Here is a 15,487-nt window from a genome sequence, read left to right as displayed (position 1 = left end):
GGCGATTCAACGCCGCTTCAACCGTCAGAACGCGGGAACAAGACTTCAGGGCACAGGAGTTCGCCTTCATCCGGCCCCTGAACGATCAGGCCACTGGAACCACCGGACCAAGTCCCGACGCACATCCCCCCCGGCGGCGGGACTTTCCTGAGCCGGGCTTCGGCGCCCCTCCCCCCGGGCGCCGGGGCCCGGTTCTTTTCTACGGGGTCTCTTCTGCGGGCATGCTGGTGGGCGGGGCACCCCGGACCTGAACCCCGGGGTGGCCCGCCGGTGGCAGATTGTGCCACAGCGGCATAGCCTGCCGGTGTGAGCAGCTCCACCCCCTCCCTCACCGAACGGCGCAAGGCCGCGACCCGCATGGAGATCGCCCGCGCCGCGGCCGGTCTGTTCGTGAAGCAGGGCCTGCGCGCCACCCGTGCCGAGGACATCGCGCAGGCCGCAGGCATCGCGCCGCGCACCTTCTACCGCTACTTCGCGACGAAGGAGGAGGCGGTGGCCCCGCTGTACGAGGCGGGCGCCCGGCGCTGGACGGAGGCGGTCGCCGCCGCCCCCGCCGAACTCTCGGTCCCGCAGGCCCTGGAACACGCGGTGCGTCATACGTTGACGCCGGGGGCCGGGGTCTCCGCGGCGTCCTGGGAACTGGTCCGGACCCTGATCCGGCTCACCGAGAGCAGCCCCGCGCTCGGGAAGGTGTGGGCGGAGGTGTGCCGAGGGGCGGAAGAGGCCTTGGCGGAGGTGTTGGAGGGGCGGGACGGCGGGTCCCTCGACAACGTTGGCAAAGAGTCCGCCGCGGTGCGGTTCGCTGCCGCGGTTGCCGGGGCGGCTGTGCGGGTGGCTGTGGAGAGTTGGGCGGCCGACCGCGCGCCGGCGGGTGGGCCGGAGGGTCCTGCCGCACTGGCGCTGCGGAACCTTGCCGCGTTGCGGGAATTTCCTTGGACGGGTCTTGTGGGGGGCTGAGCGTTTTCCCGTCTGTGGGTCTGCTGTGGCTGGTCGCGTAGTTCCCCGCGCCCCTTCACGGGCGCGGTTGTGCCGCGGCGGATTTCGCCGAGGCCGCTTGGGGGCTATGCGTCAACGTCCCCCTGCTCGCATCAGCCGTCCCCCCAACTCCCGTACGCTCTCCGCCAGTTCGGTCGGTTCCCGGACCGTGAACTCGAAGCCCAATAGCGCCAGTCGGACCGCCAGCCAGTCCGCCGCGTCGCTCGTGCGGCCGCGCAGGCGGCAGGTGTGCTCGTCGATCGGCTCCGGCGTGCCCAGCCACGACGGAACGTGGGGCGCGACGGTCTCCGCGGAGGCCGCGAAGGTGACCTCGAAGTCGTACGACTCCTGGTGTCGTTGCATCGAGCGGCGGAGGTATTCCGCCGCGCTTCCCGTCGGCAGCTCCCGCGGAGCGAACCGGGCGCCGGTTGCGAAGGGGGCGCTCACGCGGTCGACGCGGAACGTGCGCCAGTCGGCGCGGTCGATGTCGTAGGCGACGAGGTACCAGCGGCGGCCGGTCGAGACGAGGCGGTACGGCTCCGTCAGGCGTCGTGACTCGGTGCCGTCGCCGGCGCGGTAGGCGAAGCGCAGGCGCTCGTGCCCGGCCACCGTGGACGCCATGACGGTCAGCGTCTCGGGTGCGATGGTCGCCCCGTCCCCGCTGGTCAGCGGTGTGGTCGCGGCCTGGAGCGTGGAGACGCGGTGGCGCAGGCGGGAGGGCAGCACCTGTTCCAGCTTGGCCAGCGCCCGTACGGACGCCTCGTCCACGCCCTCCAGGGCGTGCCCGGCGCCCGCCCGCAGCCCGACCGCGATCGCCACGGCCTCCTCGTCGTCGAGCACCAGCGGCGGCATCGCCTTGCCCGCGACCAGCCGGTAGCCGCCCTCGGCACCCAGGGTCGCCTGCACCGGATAGCCGAGCTCGCGCAGCCGGTCGATGTCCCGCCGCACCGTGCGCCGCGACACGCCCAGCCGCTCGGCGAGCTCGCCGCCGGGCCATTCGCGGGGAGTCTGGAGGAGGGAGAGGAGTTGGAGGAGTCGGGCCGGGGTGTCCGTCGTCATGGTGAGAGCATGCCGCAGAAGTAGGACACGATCTGACCTAATGGGGGTCTAGCTTCGGGGTATGACCTCCACCGAGATCCCTTCCGTTTCCACGGGCGCCCCGGGTGCCCCGCCCGCCGCGGGCGACCGCAGGCGCTGGCTCGCCCTCGCCATCGTGATGACCGCGGCCTTCATGGACCTCGTCGACGTCACGATCGTCAACATCGCCATCCCGTCGATCCAGCGGGACGCCGGCGCCTCCGTCAGCCAGATCCAGTGGATCACCGCGGGCTACGCCCTCGCCTTCGCCGCGGGGCTGATCACCGGCGGACGCCTCGGCGACATCCACGGCCGCAAGCGGCTGTTCCTCATCGGCATCGGCGGGTTCACCCTCGCCTCGGCGCTGTGCGGCTTCGCCGCGAACCCGGAGATGCTGGTCGCCTCCCGCATCCTCCAGGGCGCCATGGCGGCGATGATGGTGCCCCAGGTCCTGTCGATCGTGCACGCCACCTTCCCGGCACACGAGCGGGGCAAGGTCTTCGGCCTGTTCGGAGCGATCGTGGGGCTCGGGGCCGTCTCGGGGCCGCTGCTCGGCGCGCTGCTGACCGAGTGGAACCTGTGGGGGCTGGAATGGCGGCCGATCTTCCTCATCAACCTCCCGGTCGGCATCGCGGGCCTGCTCCTCGGCAGCCGCTTCATCACCGAGTCGAAGGCACCGCGGGCGCTGAAGCTGGACCTGGTCGGGGTCGCCCTCGTCACCCTCGGTCTGACGATGCTGCTCTACCCGCTGACCCGCGGCCGTGAGCTGGGCTGGCCGCTGTGGGGGTACGTCTCGATGGCCGGCGCGCTGGTCGTCTTCGCGGTGCTGGTGGCGTACGAGAGGCGCAAGGCCGTACGGGACGGATCTCCGCTGGTGGAGCTGTCGCTGTTCCGGGTGAAGAGCTTCGCTGCCGGTATCGCCGTGCAGACCGTCTTCGGGATCGCGCTCGGGGTGTTCTTCCTGGTGTGGACGCTGTACATGCAGACCGGCCTGGGCTGGAGCCCGCTGCGGGCGGGTCTGACCGGGGTGCCGTTCTCGATCTCCGTCTCCACCGCGGCCGGCCTGTCCGTGCAGAAGCTGGTGCCGCGCTTCGGCCGCAAGGTGCTCCAGGCGGGCGCGCTGCTCATGGCCGCGGGCGTCCTGCTCTACATCTGGGAGTCCGGCCGCTACGGCCTCGCCATCGCCTCCTGGCAGATGGCGCTGCCCCTGGTCGTGATGGGCGTCGGCATGGGCCTGATCGTCGCCCCGCTGACGGACGCTGTGCTGTCGGACGTGCCGCGCGAGCACGCCGGCTCGGCGTCGGGGCTCATCAACACCGTGCAGCAGATGGGGAACGCACTGGGCCTCGGGCTGGTCTCGGTGGTGTTCTTCGGGGAGATCGGTGACCGGCTGACGCGGTCCGAGGTGGGCCCGGCGTTCGTGAACGCCTTCCAGCATGCGCTGGGGTGGGTCGCCGCGGTGATGGGGGCCATCTTCGTATTGATGTTCGCCCTGCCGAAGCGGGCCGGGGAGGCGGGAGAGGCACAGGAGCCGGCGCAGGAGCGCGAAGCCGCGGTCCCGCACCCCGGGGGTCCGCAGGACGCCCCCGCCCACCAGGAGAATCTGGCCCCGGTCCGGTAGCGGACCTGACACCCTGTCCCTAGTCTTTGCAGGGGCAGGGTGTTGTGTAGCAGGGTGTCCTCGACACGTGTTTATCCGGGGAAGCGACGGGACGTCATGGCATCGAGGAATCAGGCCACTCCATCCGAGGCGGCAGCGTCGGAAACGGCCATGTCCAGCTGGCTTCCCGACCTCTCGGGGCTTTCCCTCGGAGAGCTCAGCAGCCTGGACAGCGTGGTTCTGGAATCCTCCGTCAAGCATCTGAGGCGCTGCGTCAACCAACCGCTCTCCACCATCGGTGGCAGCAGCGGTAGCTGAGTGCTCCGCGGGGTGCGCCGTTGATCGACTGCGGCCCCATCGTGGCTGGTCGCGCAGTTCCCCGCGCCCCTTTGGGGCGCGGCAGACTTCACCGCGGCCGCTCGGTTCCTGCACAGTCCTCGAAAGAATCGGCAACGCGGTCTCCGTGCCGTGCCTGAACGGTTAAATTTCACGGCACGTCACCCCCCGGCCGGGAACGAGGAAATCGTGCCGATGCACCATCACCAGCTCTCCGTGTCCGTCCTGCGGTCGCTGCTGGCCACCACCGAGGACGACACGGCGGTCGCTGTGCTCCTGGACGTGGAGTACAGCCGCCGGCTGCTGCTCATGCGGGGGATTCTGGACTCCTGCGCCGGCACCCCCGAGGCCGAGACCGCCCGGGTCGCTGAGGCGTGGCGGCTGCTGGAGAGTGTCGAGAAGCGGGCCCCCGAGGCCGTTCGCGCCGTACTGCTCGATCCGCAGGTCGGCCTGTGGGCGGCCGCGCTGTTCCGGAGGCTGTCCCGGGCCGAGCGGGACGAGGGCGCGGAGGAGGTGCCGCTATGGGTGGAGCTGGGTTTCCTCGCCCAGTTCGCGGCCGCCGTGTCGGTCAGGGCGGGCGCCCCCTTCCGGCTGCGGGTCCCGGTGCGGGACGGAGCCGTGTTCCTGCCGTGCCTGGGGCGTGCGCGCCTCGACACCGCCGAGCGCTGGGGAACCGCAGAGGTCCGGGCACAGGACGGCGTGGTCAGCGTCGTCGGGGACGGTACGGCGGTGACGCTGCCGGAGGATTCCGAGCGCGACGCTCCCGGCTGGCAGGGTTTGCGTCGGCTGCGCGCCACGGCAGAAGGCCTGACCCTCACGCTCGCCATCGACGACCTCGGCACGTACCCGGCGGTGACCGGGCTGGCCGCCTCCCGGCGGCTGGCACCCGAGCAGTTCGCCGACTGGCAGCGCTGGATCTCCGCCATGTGGCCCCTTCTGGTGGCGGACCACCGGGCCGACGCCCGCGCGCTCGCCGCCGGACTGCTCTCCCTCGTCCCGCTGCCCCACCGGGAACGCCTGCGCGGGCGCACCGCCTCGTCCAGCGACGCCTTCGGCTGCGTACTGCTGACGGAACCGGACGAGGACACCGCGGTGCTGCCGGCCCAGCTCGGAGTGGCCCTCATCCATGAGTTCCGGCACACCCTGCTCAACGGGCTCATCTTCCTCGCCCCGCTCTTCGAGGACTGCGGCGATCTGTTCTACGCCCCCTGGCGCGACGATCCGCGTCCGCTCGGCGGGCTGGTGCACGGCGCGTACGCCTTTTCGGGGGTGGCGCGCTACTGGCGTGCACGAGGGGATGGGGGCCTTGCGGGCTTCGAGTTCGCGCTGTTGCGGGACGCCCTGGAACAGGTGCTCACCACCCTGCGGGGCCACCCCCTGCTGACCCCGCTCGGACACCGGCTCTGCGAGGCGCTCACGGAGCAGACCGCACCCTGGCGCGCGGAGCCGGTGGGCCGGCACGAGCAGAACCTCGCCCGGCGTGCGTCCGCCCACCACCACGCGACCTGGCGCGCCCACCACCTGCACACCCCCAAGGCCTATGCGCAGGCGCTGGCGCAGGCATGGCAGCACGGCCACCGGAAGGCCGTCGACGATGCGGGCAACCCACTGGGGCCGGTGCCGGAGCCCGAACTGCGCACGGACCCCGGCGCCTGCCGCCTCGACACCCTGGCACTGCTGTCCCGCCTCAGCCTCGTCGACCCGGCGGAATACGCACGGCTGCTCGCCGACGACGACCCCGCCGCCCAGATCCCCGGCGCCGCCTCGGCAGACCTGGCACTGGTGGCGGGCGACGCGGACACCGCGGTCAAGCTCTACGCCGAGGAACTGGCCGTCCCCGGCGCCAGACCAGCCGCCTGGGCAGGCCTCGGCCTGGCACTGACCGAGACGGGCGAGGAGGCTGCCGGGGCCGCCCTGACCAACAGCCCCGAACTGGCCGTAGCCGTAAGCCGTTTGTTGCCGGAACCCCCGGATCCAGTGGCGCTGGCGCACTGGCTGGTGCCCCTTCAGGGGCGCAGGGCTGTATAGATATGCGGCTCCGCCGCGTGGGCGCGATCAGCCACGACGATGCCGCAGTCAACCAACGGCCGAGTCACCGCTACAACGGCATGGGGTCGATGTCACAGTCAGCCCGGTGTTCCCAATCGGCGGCCAGCCGAACCGCAGGGTGGCTGCTGCCGAGCTTGCGGCTGAGCCGTTCGTGGGTGTCGGTGTGGAGAGTGGCCGCTTCTTCCGTGTGGCCGAGTGCACGCAGGTCCATGGCGAGGTTGGCGGCGCAGGCGAGGGTGGAGGGATGGTCGTCGTCGAAGACCTCACGGGAGCGGCGCAGGGTTTCGGTGTCCAGCTCGTGGGCGGTGGCGGGATAGCCCAGGGCGTAGTGGTCGCTGGCGAGGTTGGTGCGGCACACCAGGGTCGACGGATGCATCTCGCCCAGGGTCGCCGTGAACTCCTCCAGCACCAGTGAGTTGATGTACTGGGAGGCCGCCGCGTTGCCCAGCAGCCGGTAGGTGATCGCCAGGTTCAGCGCGGCCGACAGGGCGTGCGGATGGTGCTTGCCGTACGTCTTCTCGTACTGCTCGCAGATCTCGGTGCCCAGCCGCAGCGCCTCCGGGAGGTCGCCGCTGTGCCGCAGATGCACCGACAACTCCAGTGTGGCGGCCATGGACTCGGGGTTGTCGGTGCCGTACCGGTGGATGAGGTCGGTGCGGGCCTGCTCGGCCGTCTCCATCGCCTCCCGGTGCTCGCCGGCCTTGCGCAGGGCCACCGCGAGGTGGCGGAAGCAGGAGAGGCTGAGCGGGTTGTTGCTGCCGAGCAGGGAGCTGGACCGCTCGACGAGTTCCCGGTGGTACGTCAGCGCGACGGCGTACTCGCCCAGTTCCCGGGTGTCGAGGATGAAGCCGAGCCAGCTGCGCAGCGAGGAGACGTGGTCCTGGCCGTAGATCTCGGTGAAGCTGTTCCAGGTCTGTTGGTCGACCTCGCCTGCCCGGGCGAAGTCGCCGACGAGTCGGAGACTGACGCCGAGGTTGTGGGCGGCGCGCAGGGTCTCGGGGTCGTCGGGTCCGAGCAGCCGCAGGTACTGCTGGTGGACGGATTCCGAGAGCGTGAGGGCCTCGCTGAAGGCGCCGCGGACGCGGTGGTCGATGGCGACGTTGCCGAGGGCGTCGGCGGTGTCCTGGGCGTCGGGGCCCATGGTGCGCCGGTAGGCGTCCAGGGTGGCCGAGTTGAGTTCGGCGGCCTCCCGGTAGCGGCCCAGGCTGAAGAGCAGGAAGCCCAGCCAGCGGGCCACCTGGAGGGTCTGGGGGTGGTCCTGGCCGAGCTTCTCGGACCAGGTCTCGTGCGCGGTGCGGGCGAGTTCCAGGCAGGGCTGGTAGTCGCCCCAGCGCAGGAGGTAGATGACCTCGTTGACGACGAGGGTGCGCACCCAGCCCTCGTCGGACTGGGCCGCTTCGGAGACGAGCACATGCGGATAGAGCGCGCCGTACCGGTCCCAGCGCAGCACGTTGTCCGGGTCGTTGGGATCGCTCGCGGCCAGCAGCAGATGCGCCCCCCGCCGCATCGTCGACCGGTCCTCCTCCGTCATCCGGTACAACAGGGCGGCCTGGACCAGGCGGTGCATCTGGAGGGAGTTGTTGCGGTGGTTGAAGCGGGCCAGTGAGTAGCGGCCGATCTCCCGTATGACCTGGCCGAGACGGATCGGGTCCTCCAGCGCCAGGTCCAGTTCCGGTGCGATCGAGCCGCGCGGCATACGGGCGAAGAGGGAGCGGGCGATGGGCTCGGGGGCGTAGAAGGAGCAGACCTGGAGGAGCTGGTAGGCGGCCGGGTTCTTGGTCTCCAGCTGGTCCAGGGAGATGTTCCAGGCCGCGATGACCGGGTGCTGGTTGTCCAGCGGTGCGGTGCCGCGCAGCAGGTCCACGCGTTTCTCGGTCAGCAGGCGCAGGTATTCGTCGACCAGCATGCCGGTCTCCGCGTGCCAGGCGGCCGCCTGCTCGATGGCCAGCGGCAGGTCGCCCAGCGCCTGGGCCAGCCGGTCGGCGTCCTCGTCGCTGATCTCAGGACCGCGCAGCCGCAGCAGCTGCTTGCTCTCCTCCCGTAAGAAGACGTCCACCTCCAACGGGCGGGCGATGGACGCCCATTGGGGGTTGCGGGAGGTGATGAGGATGTTGCCGGGGCCGCCCGCCGGGAAGAACGCCCGTACCGCCTCCGGGCTTTCGGCGTTGTCGAACACCAACAGCCAGTTGGCGTACGGCCGTCCGATGCGCAGCGCCTCCAGGACGGCCGCGACCGTCGAGGAGGCGTCGCTGCCGGCGGGTATGCCGAGACGCGGGGCGAGCTCCACCAGGGACAGGGAGATCTGCGCGGTGCGCTCGGCGGAGATCCACCACACCACGTCGTACTCGGACATCCGGCGATACAGGTACTCCACCGCCAGCAGACTCTTGCCGACGCCTCCCATGCCGTGCAGGGCGTGGGGCAGGACGGCTGTCGTCTTCTCCTGCAGCAGCCGCTGGTGGAGGGCCTCCAGGAGATCCTTGCGGCCGGTGAAGTTCGGGTTGCGCGGCGGGATGTTCCCCCAGACCGTGGGGGTGTTCCTGGTGCGCTCGGTACCCGCCGTGTGCGCCGGGGCCTGCTCTGGCATCACCGGCCTCCTGTTCCCCTGATGCGTCGGGTGGTCGGCGTCGCCCGGGGTGCGGGCGACGGGGTCGCTGGATGGAAAAGGTGCGATGGTGCTGGACGAGGACCGGTGCGCAGGCTCCTTTCGGAGGTCCGCGACCGCCTTGTCCACCTCTCCGGCCGGTTTCAGGAACGGCCCGGACAGGGCGTGGAGCACGGCGCTTTCCGACAGCAGCCACGGACCGGACTCCGCGTCCACCGGAGGGACTTGGGACACGGACTCGCCGCGCAGCAGCCGGGGCAGTCGCCACAAGTGTTCCCCGCCGGGTCCCCGGCGATCCCCCACCAGTTCGACAACCCGCACCAGGTCGGTACGGCGTCCGGCGGCCAGCAGCTCCTCGCGTACGCCGGGTGCGAACTCGTAGGCGGGGAACGCGCGGTCGGCCGGGCGGACGATCCCCTGCGCGAGCAGCAGCGCGAAGTCCGTGAGCGAACTGCCCGGCAGCAGCGCGTCCTGCACCTGCCGGACCAGCGGGTCGGTGAGGGGGATCGCGGCGAGCATGGTGGCCAGCGTGAACACCTGCTGGGGTGCTGCCGACCGCAGCCGGGCCACCAGCGCCGGGGCGTCCTGCTGCAGCGGGTCCGGTTCGGCAGGGGCGGGCACGTGCGCCCGCGGGAAGGTCACGGTCAGCGGCAGCCAGCGTGGCGCCCCGCCCAGCAGGCCCGACCAGGCGTCCAGCCAGCGGGCGGACAGCTCCAGCACGGGGACCGGTACGTCGGGCCGCCCCGGCGCCGACGGCAGGTCGTACGGGTCGGGGCCCAGCCCGCGGGCTCGCCAGCGCAGCCGGTTGTTGGGCGCTCCCGGGGCGGGCGAGCGCAGCTGCACCTGCCAGCCGCGCAGACCCGTCACCGGCCACACCGGATGCGGCAGCAGATGGATCAGACAGACCGGCCCGGCCTGCGCCCAGCGACGCAGCAAGGGCTCCACGCCGTGGTCACGCCAGTGCGGTCCGGCACCATCGGTGAGCAGCAGGGTCAGCCGCCCCGCCGCCCCCTGCCGGGGCAGTGTCGCCGGGGCCCTTCCGCGCCCGTACGGAAGCCGGTGTGCGGTGATCCTTCCAAAGGAACCGGTGTGGTGCAGCTCGCACCCGAACGCCCGCACCGTCGGCTCCCAGATCCCCATGGTGGGACCGGAGTCGGCGACCACGGCGACATCCCAGCGGGTGCCTGCGGGGTGCCCGGCGGGTCGCCGTAGGGCGGTGCCGGTGCGGCGTAGTGCTTCGGGTAATTCGGGGGGCAGTGGGGGCCAGGTGGGGGGTGGGGTCATGGGGTGTCGGCCTCCGCTCCGGTGGTGGGGGCCGTCACGGTGCCTCGCCCTGACCAGGGCGCGCGGTGTCCCCTGCGGTCCGGCAGCGCCCCAAAGGGGCGCGGGGCTGTGCCGATCAGCGGCTCCGCCGCGGGGCGCGACCAGCCACGACGGCGCCGCAACTGACACACGGCATCTCGCGCTCTCTTCAGCGGAGCGCCCTTCACGGCTGTTCCGCCTCCGTCCACGCCCACACCGTGTCCAGCGCCTCCTGCCAGCTGCGGTCCTCGGCGAGGGAGGTCAGTGCCCCCTGGGCCGCCAGGTGCAGTGCATCGAGGAGCCGCCGCACCACCGGCCCCTGGGCCGCCTCGGCGCGGTCCAGGAAGGCGGACAGGACGTCCTCCGCGAGGCCTTGCGGGAAGCGCGCGGCCGCGATGGCCTGCAGCGCCGCCCGGTCCGGCCGCGCCAGCGTCAACGGCACGCACTGCTCGGCCAGCGCACGCGACACGTCGCGTTCGCCGCCGGTGGTGATCACCACGAGAGGGAAGGCGTGACACTGCACGGCGCCGCCGCGCAGCGGCACCGCCGCCTCCGCGTCGTCGTCGGTCGCGAGGTGCGCGGGAGCCCCGGGCAGCGTGAAACCGCCCGCGTCCAGCACCGTGCACAGGTCCTCCGGCAGTGCGATCTCCGCCCGGTCCAGCCGGTCGAGGAGCAGTACCCGCGGTCTGCGGTACGGCAGGAAGGCGGTGCCCAGCGGGCCGAGCTGGCCGGCCCCGTCGTAGAGCCCCTCCTGGAGTGTGGACGCGCTGGTGAGGCGCCAGCGCAGCACCCTGCCGAGGTCCAGTTCGCGGCTGATCCGGTACGCGAGTGCCGACCTGCCCGTGCCGGGCTCGCCGGTCACCAGCAGGGGACGGCACAGTGCCAGCGCCGCGTTGACCCGCTCGACCTCGCCGGGGGCGGCCGGCAGCGGCTTCGTTCCGTCGCCGAGCACGGTCGGTGCGTACGGGTCGTCGGGCGGCGGGGGCAGGCAGGGGCCGTGGTGGAACCGGCGCCAGGGCGGCGGCTCGGGCCAGGGACGGGAGGCCGCAAAGCCGGGCAGGCCGGTTCCGCGGTAGACGCCCCAGGGCTCGGCGGTCGGCGACATCAGCGGTGTCCTCTCCGGTTGCCGGCCGCACTGCGCGGTCCGGTCGTACGGCTGTGCACGTGCCCCGGCCCCCCGAAGACCGTCAGGCCGGGTCCGGATCCATCGGGTTGCGTTCGGCGTCGTCCCACAGGACCGTCAGATGGCGGCCGATATGGCCGGTGCGGCCGGTGGCGGCGGCGTCGCCGTTCTGGCCGGCGGCCTCGCGGCGATATGCGTCGACTCTGGCCGGGAACCGCTTCAGGCCACCGCCGAGCAGATCGTCCAGGACCTCCCGCAGCCCCGACGTGGCCCGGTCGGCCCGGTTCCAGATCACCACCGGCAGCCCCATGCGCAGGGCGGTCTCCAGTTCCTGGCTGCCGTGCCCGGTGCCCGTCAGCGGAGGTTCGCTCAGCACCAGGGCGACCAGGTGCTCGTCCTCGTCGAGGCGCTGCTCCAGGGCGTGCGGCGCACCGGACCGGACCCGGGTGTCGGCCGCGTAGCAGACCGAGCGCGAGGGCGGTTCGTCCGCGCCGAGCTGCCGCCAGCGGGTGTTCCAGAACTCGTGCCACTCCCGTGTCTGCAAGCGGTCCAGGCTGCGGATGACCACCGAGAACTCGCTCGCCGACGTCATCTGCGAGGCCCAGTCCCAGTCGTGCGGCCACCACTCCACGGGCAGGTTCAGCAGCTCGAACGGCAGCACGAACTCCAGGAAGAGCGGCGCCGGTTCGGCCGCGTCGGCCGGTCCCGTGCGCCGGTGCCGCTCGGTCTGCCGGACGATCGAGCCGACCACGTCCTCCAACTGCTCCACCGGCACCTGGTGCCGCGGCTGCCCCTGCACCCAGCCGCGCCCCGGCCCGTCCGACATGTGCGAGGGGAACACGTTGTACTGGGTGTTGTTCAGCGGGTCCGTCTCGATACGGATCGCCAGATACCGCCTCAGCTGCCGGGCCACCCCGGACACCGACGACCCCCGCGCCCGATTCCGCTCCTCGTCCAGCAGCTCGGAGAGTCCGAGGCCCAGCGACCAGTGCCGGTTGCGGGCCATCACCTCCTCGCTGAGCTCCCGGCTCATGTACGGGGCGCACACGTCCAGGTGGAGCATCCACGGGGGCAGCTCACCGGGGGCCGTGTTCTGCCCGGCCAGATAGAGGAAGTCGTGCCAGGGGTTCTCGGCGTGCGGCGGCGGCTCGGTCAGCCGCTTCCCGGTGGCGAGCCAGACCAGGGCGGACCGCATCTTGTACGGATACGGCAGCGGCTGCAGCGGCTGCAGCGCCTCGGCGAGGAAGCGCCAGGAACCGAGGACCGCCAGTCCTTCCAGCGAGCCCACCGCGGTCCACTCGTCGGCGAGCCGCTGCACGGCGAACACCTGCGGACAGTACGGATCCATGCCGTGCAGCACGCCCGCCAGCACCGACAGCCCGTCCGGGTCCACGGAGCAGTGCCGGAACACGTCCAGGAACTGCTCGGCCACGGTGTCCTCGTCCCGCGTCGCGAGCGGACGCCCGGTCTCCCGGCCCACCGCGGCGACCAGCCCGGCGCGCCCCTCGGCCGTGCCCAGCGCACGCATCTCGATCAGGGTCCGCGCCGCCTTTCCGCCGATCCGGTCGCGTATCCGGGAGGCGTTGCGGTCCTCGCCGCCCGCCTCCGTCAACGTGGCCCGTCCGAGCGGGGGAAGGGCGGTGCCACGGTGGGTTTGGAGCGGCCGGTGCGCGCACCGCCGACGCCCGCCAGCAGAAGCTCCTGGGCGGCCTCGACGCCCAGCTCCGGCGAGGACAGGTCGATGTACACGACCGAGCCCAGCAGGCCCTGCGGAGCACACCGGTCCACCATCACCGGCACGAGATTGCGCAGCAGACCGTGCGGGTCGCCGTTCTGGACCGCCTGCCACTCCAGCCGGCCGTAGGCGGAGTCCAGATACGCCGGCGAGAGGACCGCGATGGTGCGTTCGCACTGTGTCACGCCCCCGTCCATGCCGAACAGCCAGTTGGTGCCCGGGACGAAGTCCCACTCCTGCACCAGGACGCTGTAGCCCGCCTTCTCCAGTTGCCACGAGATCCACACGGCCCACCTGCGGTCGGTGGCGGTGTAGGAGACGAAGAAGTCCCGGCGGTCGTCGATCCGTCGGTGCGCCGCAGCGGCGGCCCCGTTGACCCCGGCCGACGGCGCCCGGGCCAGCCGCTGCCGCACCAGCTCGCCCACCACATGGGAGGTCCAGCTCGGGCCCTCGATCTGCTCCACCGCGTGCGCCAACGCCATCAGACCACCCTGCTGCTCCTCGCAGTACCGCACCAGCTCCAGGAACTCGCGCATCAGGCTCGGCTGGTCCGCCGCCTCCAGCGGCTGCTCCAGCTCCGCCCCCACCAGCTCGAACAGCAGCGCCCGGGTCAGGCCGTCCGCGAGCTTGGGCGAGGCGAGCAGCGCCTGGACCACATTGATGGGCCAGTTGCGACCGCCGTCCGCCCGGGCACGCGGGTTGGGGTCGTCCGTGTCCACAACACCCCCCGAAGAAGTTGCGTCCAGGAGTCCAGGATACGGACGGGGTGACTGCCCGTCAGGGCTTCCGCAGCGGGCTGCTCACTTCTCGGCGTAGATCTCTCCGTGGATCTCGTGTATCTGCCATCAATGCCCGTTTGTGTCCGAGTGGTGCCCGAACCTGTTTACTTTCCGGAAATCCGGGCGTAGCCTCCGAGTGAAACCACAAGTTCGGGCATGGGTCGGAGGTGAACGGACATGTACGCACCGGAGCGACAGCAGGAGATCCTCCGGCTTGCCCGTGACGGCGGGCGGGTGGACGTGGTGTCGCTGGCCGAGGAGTTCCAGGTGACGGCGGAGACGATCCGCCGGGACCTGAAGGCCCTCGACCGCGCGGGGCTCGTCCGGCGGGTGCACGGCGGTGCCATACCGGCCGGACGGCTCGACTTCGAGCCGGACCTCGCCGAGCGCGAGGGCACCTCCACCGACGAGAAGGACCGCATCGCCAAGGTGGCCCTCACGGAGCTGCCGAGCGAGGGCACGATGATCCTCGACGCCGGTACGACGGTGGCGAGGCTCGCCGCCGCGCTGCCCCTGGAGGCGTCGCTCACCGTCGTCACGCACAGCCTGCCCATCGCGGCCCGCCTCGCGGACCACCCCGGCATCCAGCTCCACCTCGTCGGAGGGCGGGTACGGCACCGTACGCGCGCCGCCGTGGACGCCTGGGCGCTGCGGGCCTACAGCGAAATCCGGGCTGATGTACTTTTTGTGGCGGCCAACGGCTTCTCTGCCGACCATGGCCTGACCACCCCCGACCTCGCCGAGGCCGCGGTGAAGCGCGCGGCGGTGGCCGCGGCCCGCCGGGTGGTGCTGCTCGCCGACTCGTCCAAGCACGGCCAGGAGCACTTCGCCCGCTTCGGAGACCTGAGCGATGTGGACCTGCTGATCACCGACAGCGGGCTGAGCCCGGAAGACGCCACCGCCATCGAGCGCGGCGGCACGGAAGTAGTGCGCGCATGATCCTCACCGTCACCCCGAACCCCTCCCTGGACCGTACGTACGAGGTCCCCTGGCTCGACCGTGGCGAGGTCATCCGCGCCACCGGCGAGCGCATGGACCCGGGCGGCAAGGGCGTGAACGTCTCGCGTGCGGTCGCGGCCGCCGGGCAGCGCACGGTCGCGGTGCTGCCCCTGGGCGGTGCGCCGGGCGCGCTCGTCGCCGATCTGCTCGACGCGCAGGGCATCGAGGTCGCGCCGGTCCCGGTCGCCGGGGCCACCCGTTCGAACATCGCGCTCGCCGAGGCGGACGGGGTGCTCACGAAGATCAACGCGCCCGGACCGGAGCTGTCGGCGCAGGAGCAGGAGCTCCTGCTGAACACCGTGCACCGGCAGTCGCCCGACGCGGACTGGATCGCCTGCTGCGGGAGCCTGCCGCGCGGGCTCGGGCCGGCGTGGTACGCCGATGTCGTCGCCCGGGTGCACGCAGGGGGCGCGCGGATCGCCCTGGACACCTCCGGGCCCGCCCTGCTCGCGGCCCTGCGCGAGCGGCCCGACGTGGTGAAGCCGAACGCCGAGGAACTCGCCGAGGCCGTCGGGCGCCCCCTGTTCACCGTGGGCGACGCGGTGAAGGCGGCCGAGGAGCTGCGCGAGATGGGCGCGCGCGCCGTCCTCGCGAGCCTGGGCGCCGACGGGCAGCTGCTCGTGGACGCCTCGGGCCTCTGGTTCGGCAGCGCGCACGTGGACGTCGTACGCAGCAATGTGGGTGCCGGCGACTCCTCGCTGGCGGGTTTCCTGATCGCCGGCGGCAGCGGCCCGGAGGCCCTCGCCTCGGCGGTCGCCCACGGAGCGGCGGCCGTCCAGCTGCCGGGCAGTGTGATGCCGACACCGCGTGACCTGGATCCGGCGGCGGTGACGGTGACGGCCGAGGTGCCGGTGGACCGCGTACTCAAGGAGCCGGTGTCATGACGTATCCCGTATTGTCCGGTCTC

Annotated in this window: 10 protein-coding genes; 5 read left to right on the top strand and 5 right to left on the bottom strand. The window is 72.1% G+C overall.

Features of this window, described 5'->3' with window-relative positions; genetic code table 11:
- Positions 1 to 357 precede the first annotated feature (357 nt).
- On the top strand, positions 358 to 957 hold the full coding sequence (locus tag ACWDAG_RS17000) for a TetR/AcrR family transcriptional regulator (protein ID WP_450696613.1): 600 nt from the start codon (positions 358 to 360) through the stop codon (positions 955 to 957).
- Positions 958 to 1,068: 111 nt separating this feature from the next.
- Here ACWDAG_RS17000 and ACWDAG_RS16995 read toward each other — a convergent pair whose 3' ends face one another.
- Positions 1,069 to 2,034, bottom strand: a complete 966-nt coding sequence (locus ACWDAG_RS16995) for a helix-turn-helix transcriptional regulator (RefSeq protein ID WP_450696369.1) — start codon at positions 2,032 to 2,034, stop codon at positions 1,069 to 1,071.
- Between the two features lie 61 nt (positions 2,035 to 2,095).
- Here ACWDAG_RS16995 and ACWDAG_RS16990 point away from each other — a divergent pair, with 61 nt between their 5' ends.
- Both ACWDAG_RS16990 and ACWDAG_RS16985 read left to right on the top strand, forming a co-directional pair.
- Positions 2,096 to 3,673, top strand: a complete 1,578-nt coding sequence (locus ACWDAG_RS16990; RefSeq protein ID WP_450696368.1) for an MFS transporter — start codon at positions 2,096 to 2,098, stop codon at positions 3,671 to 3,673.
- 510 nt (positions 3,674 to 4,183) lie between these two features.
- Positions 4,184 to 6,016 (top strand): HEXXH motif domain-containing protein, encoded by a 1,833-nt coding sequence (locus ACWDAG_RS16985; RefSeq protein WP_450696367.1) that lies wholly within the window; start codon positions 4,184 to 4,186, stop codon positions 6,014 to 6,016.
- A 70-nt stretch (positions 6,017 to 6,086) separates the two neighbouring features.
- On the opposite strand, the gene fxsT is transcribed toward ACWDAG_RS16985, so the two are convergent.
- The 4 genes from fxsT to ACWDAG_RS16965 all read right to left on the bottom strand — a co-directional run bounded on the left by fxsT (position 6,087) and on the right by ACWDAG_RS16965 (position 13,521).
- Positions 6,087 to 9,926, bottom strand: coding sequence for an FxSxx-COOH system tetratricopeptide repeat protein (gene fxsT / locus ACWDAG_RS16980; protein ID WP_450696366.1), 3,840 nt, complete (start codon positions 9,924 to 9,926; stop codon positions 6,087 to 6,089).
- 202 nt (positions 9,927 to 10,128) lie between these two features.
- The gene (locus ACWDAG_RS16975; RefSeq protein WP_450696365.1) at positions 10,129 to 11,049 is read right to left on the bottom strand and encodes a MoxR family ATPase; all 921 of its coding nucleotides are present in this window, start codon (positions 11,047 to 11,049) and stop codon (positions 10,129 to 10,131) included.
- Between the two features lie 82 nt (positions 11,050 to 11,131).
- Complete coding sequence (locus tag ACWDAG_RS16970; RefSeq protein ID WP_450696364.1) at positions 11,132 to 12,679, bottom strand: VMAP-C domain-containing protein; 1,548 nt, start codon at positions 12,677 to 12,679, stop codon at positions 11,132 to 11,134.
- Positions 12,676 to 13,521 (bottom strand): TIR domain-containing protein, encoded by an 846-nt coding sequence (locus ACWDAG_RS16965; RefSeq protein WP_450696363.1) that lies wholly within the window; start codon positions 13,519 to 13,521, stop codon positions 12,676 to 12,678. The genes ACWDAG_RS16970 and ACWDAG_RS16965 overlap by 4 nt, the downstream gene beginning before the upstream one ends.
- 237 nt (positions 13,522 to 13,758) lie before the next feature.
- Between ACWDAG_RS16965 and ACWDAG_RS16960 the strand changes: the two genes are divergently transcribed.
- On the top strand, positions 13,759 to 14,520 hold the full coding sequence (locus ACWDAG_RS16960) for a DeoR/GlpR family DNA-binding transcription regulator (protein ID WP_450696362.1): 762 nt from the start codon (positions 13,759 to 13,761) through the stop codon (positions 14,518 to 14,520).
- Positions 14,517 to 15,464 (top strand): 1-phosphofructokinase, encoded by a 948-nt coding sequence (gene pfkB / locus ACWDAG_RS16955; protein ID WP_450696361.1) that lies wholly within the window; start codon positions 14,517 to 14,519, stop codon positions 15,462 to 15,464. The genes ACWDAG_RS16960 and pfkB overlap by 4 nt, the downstream gene beginning before the upstream one ends.
- The last annotated feature ends 23 nt before the right edge of the window (positions 15,465 to 15,487 follow it).

It is taken from the genome of Streptomyces sp. NPDC001157, from assembly GCF_053598255.1.
The sequence above is the reverse complement of the archived record's forward strand: the minus strand, read 5'-3'. Positions and strand labels throughout refer to the sequence as shown.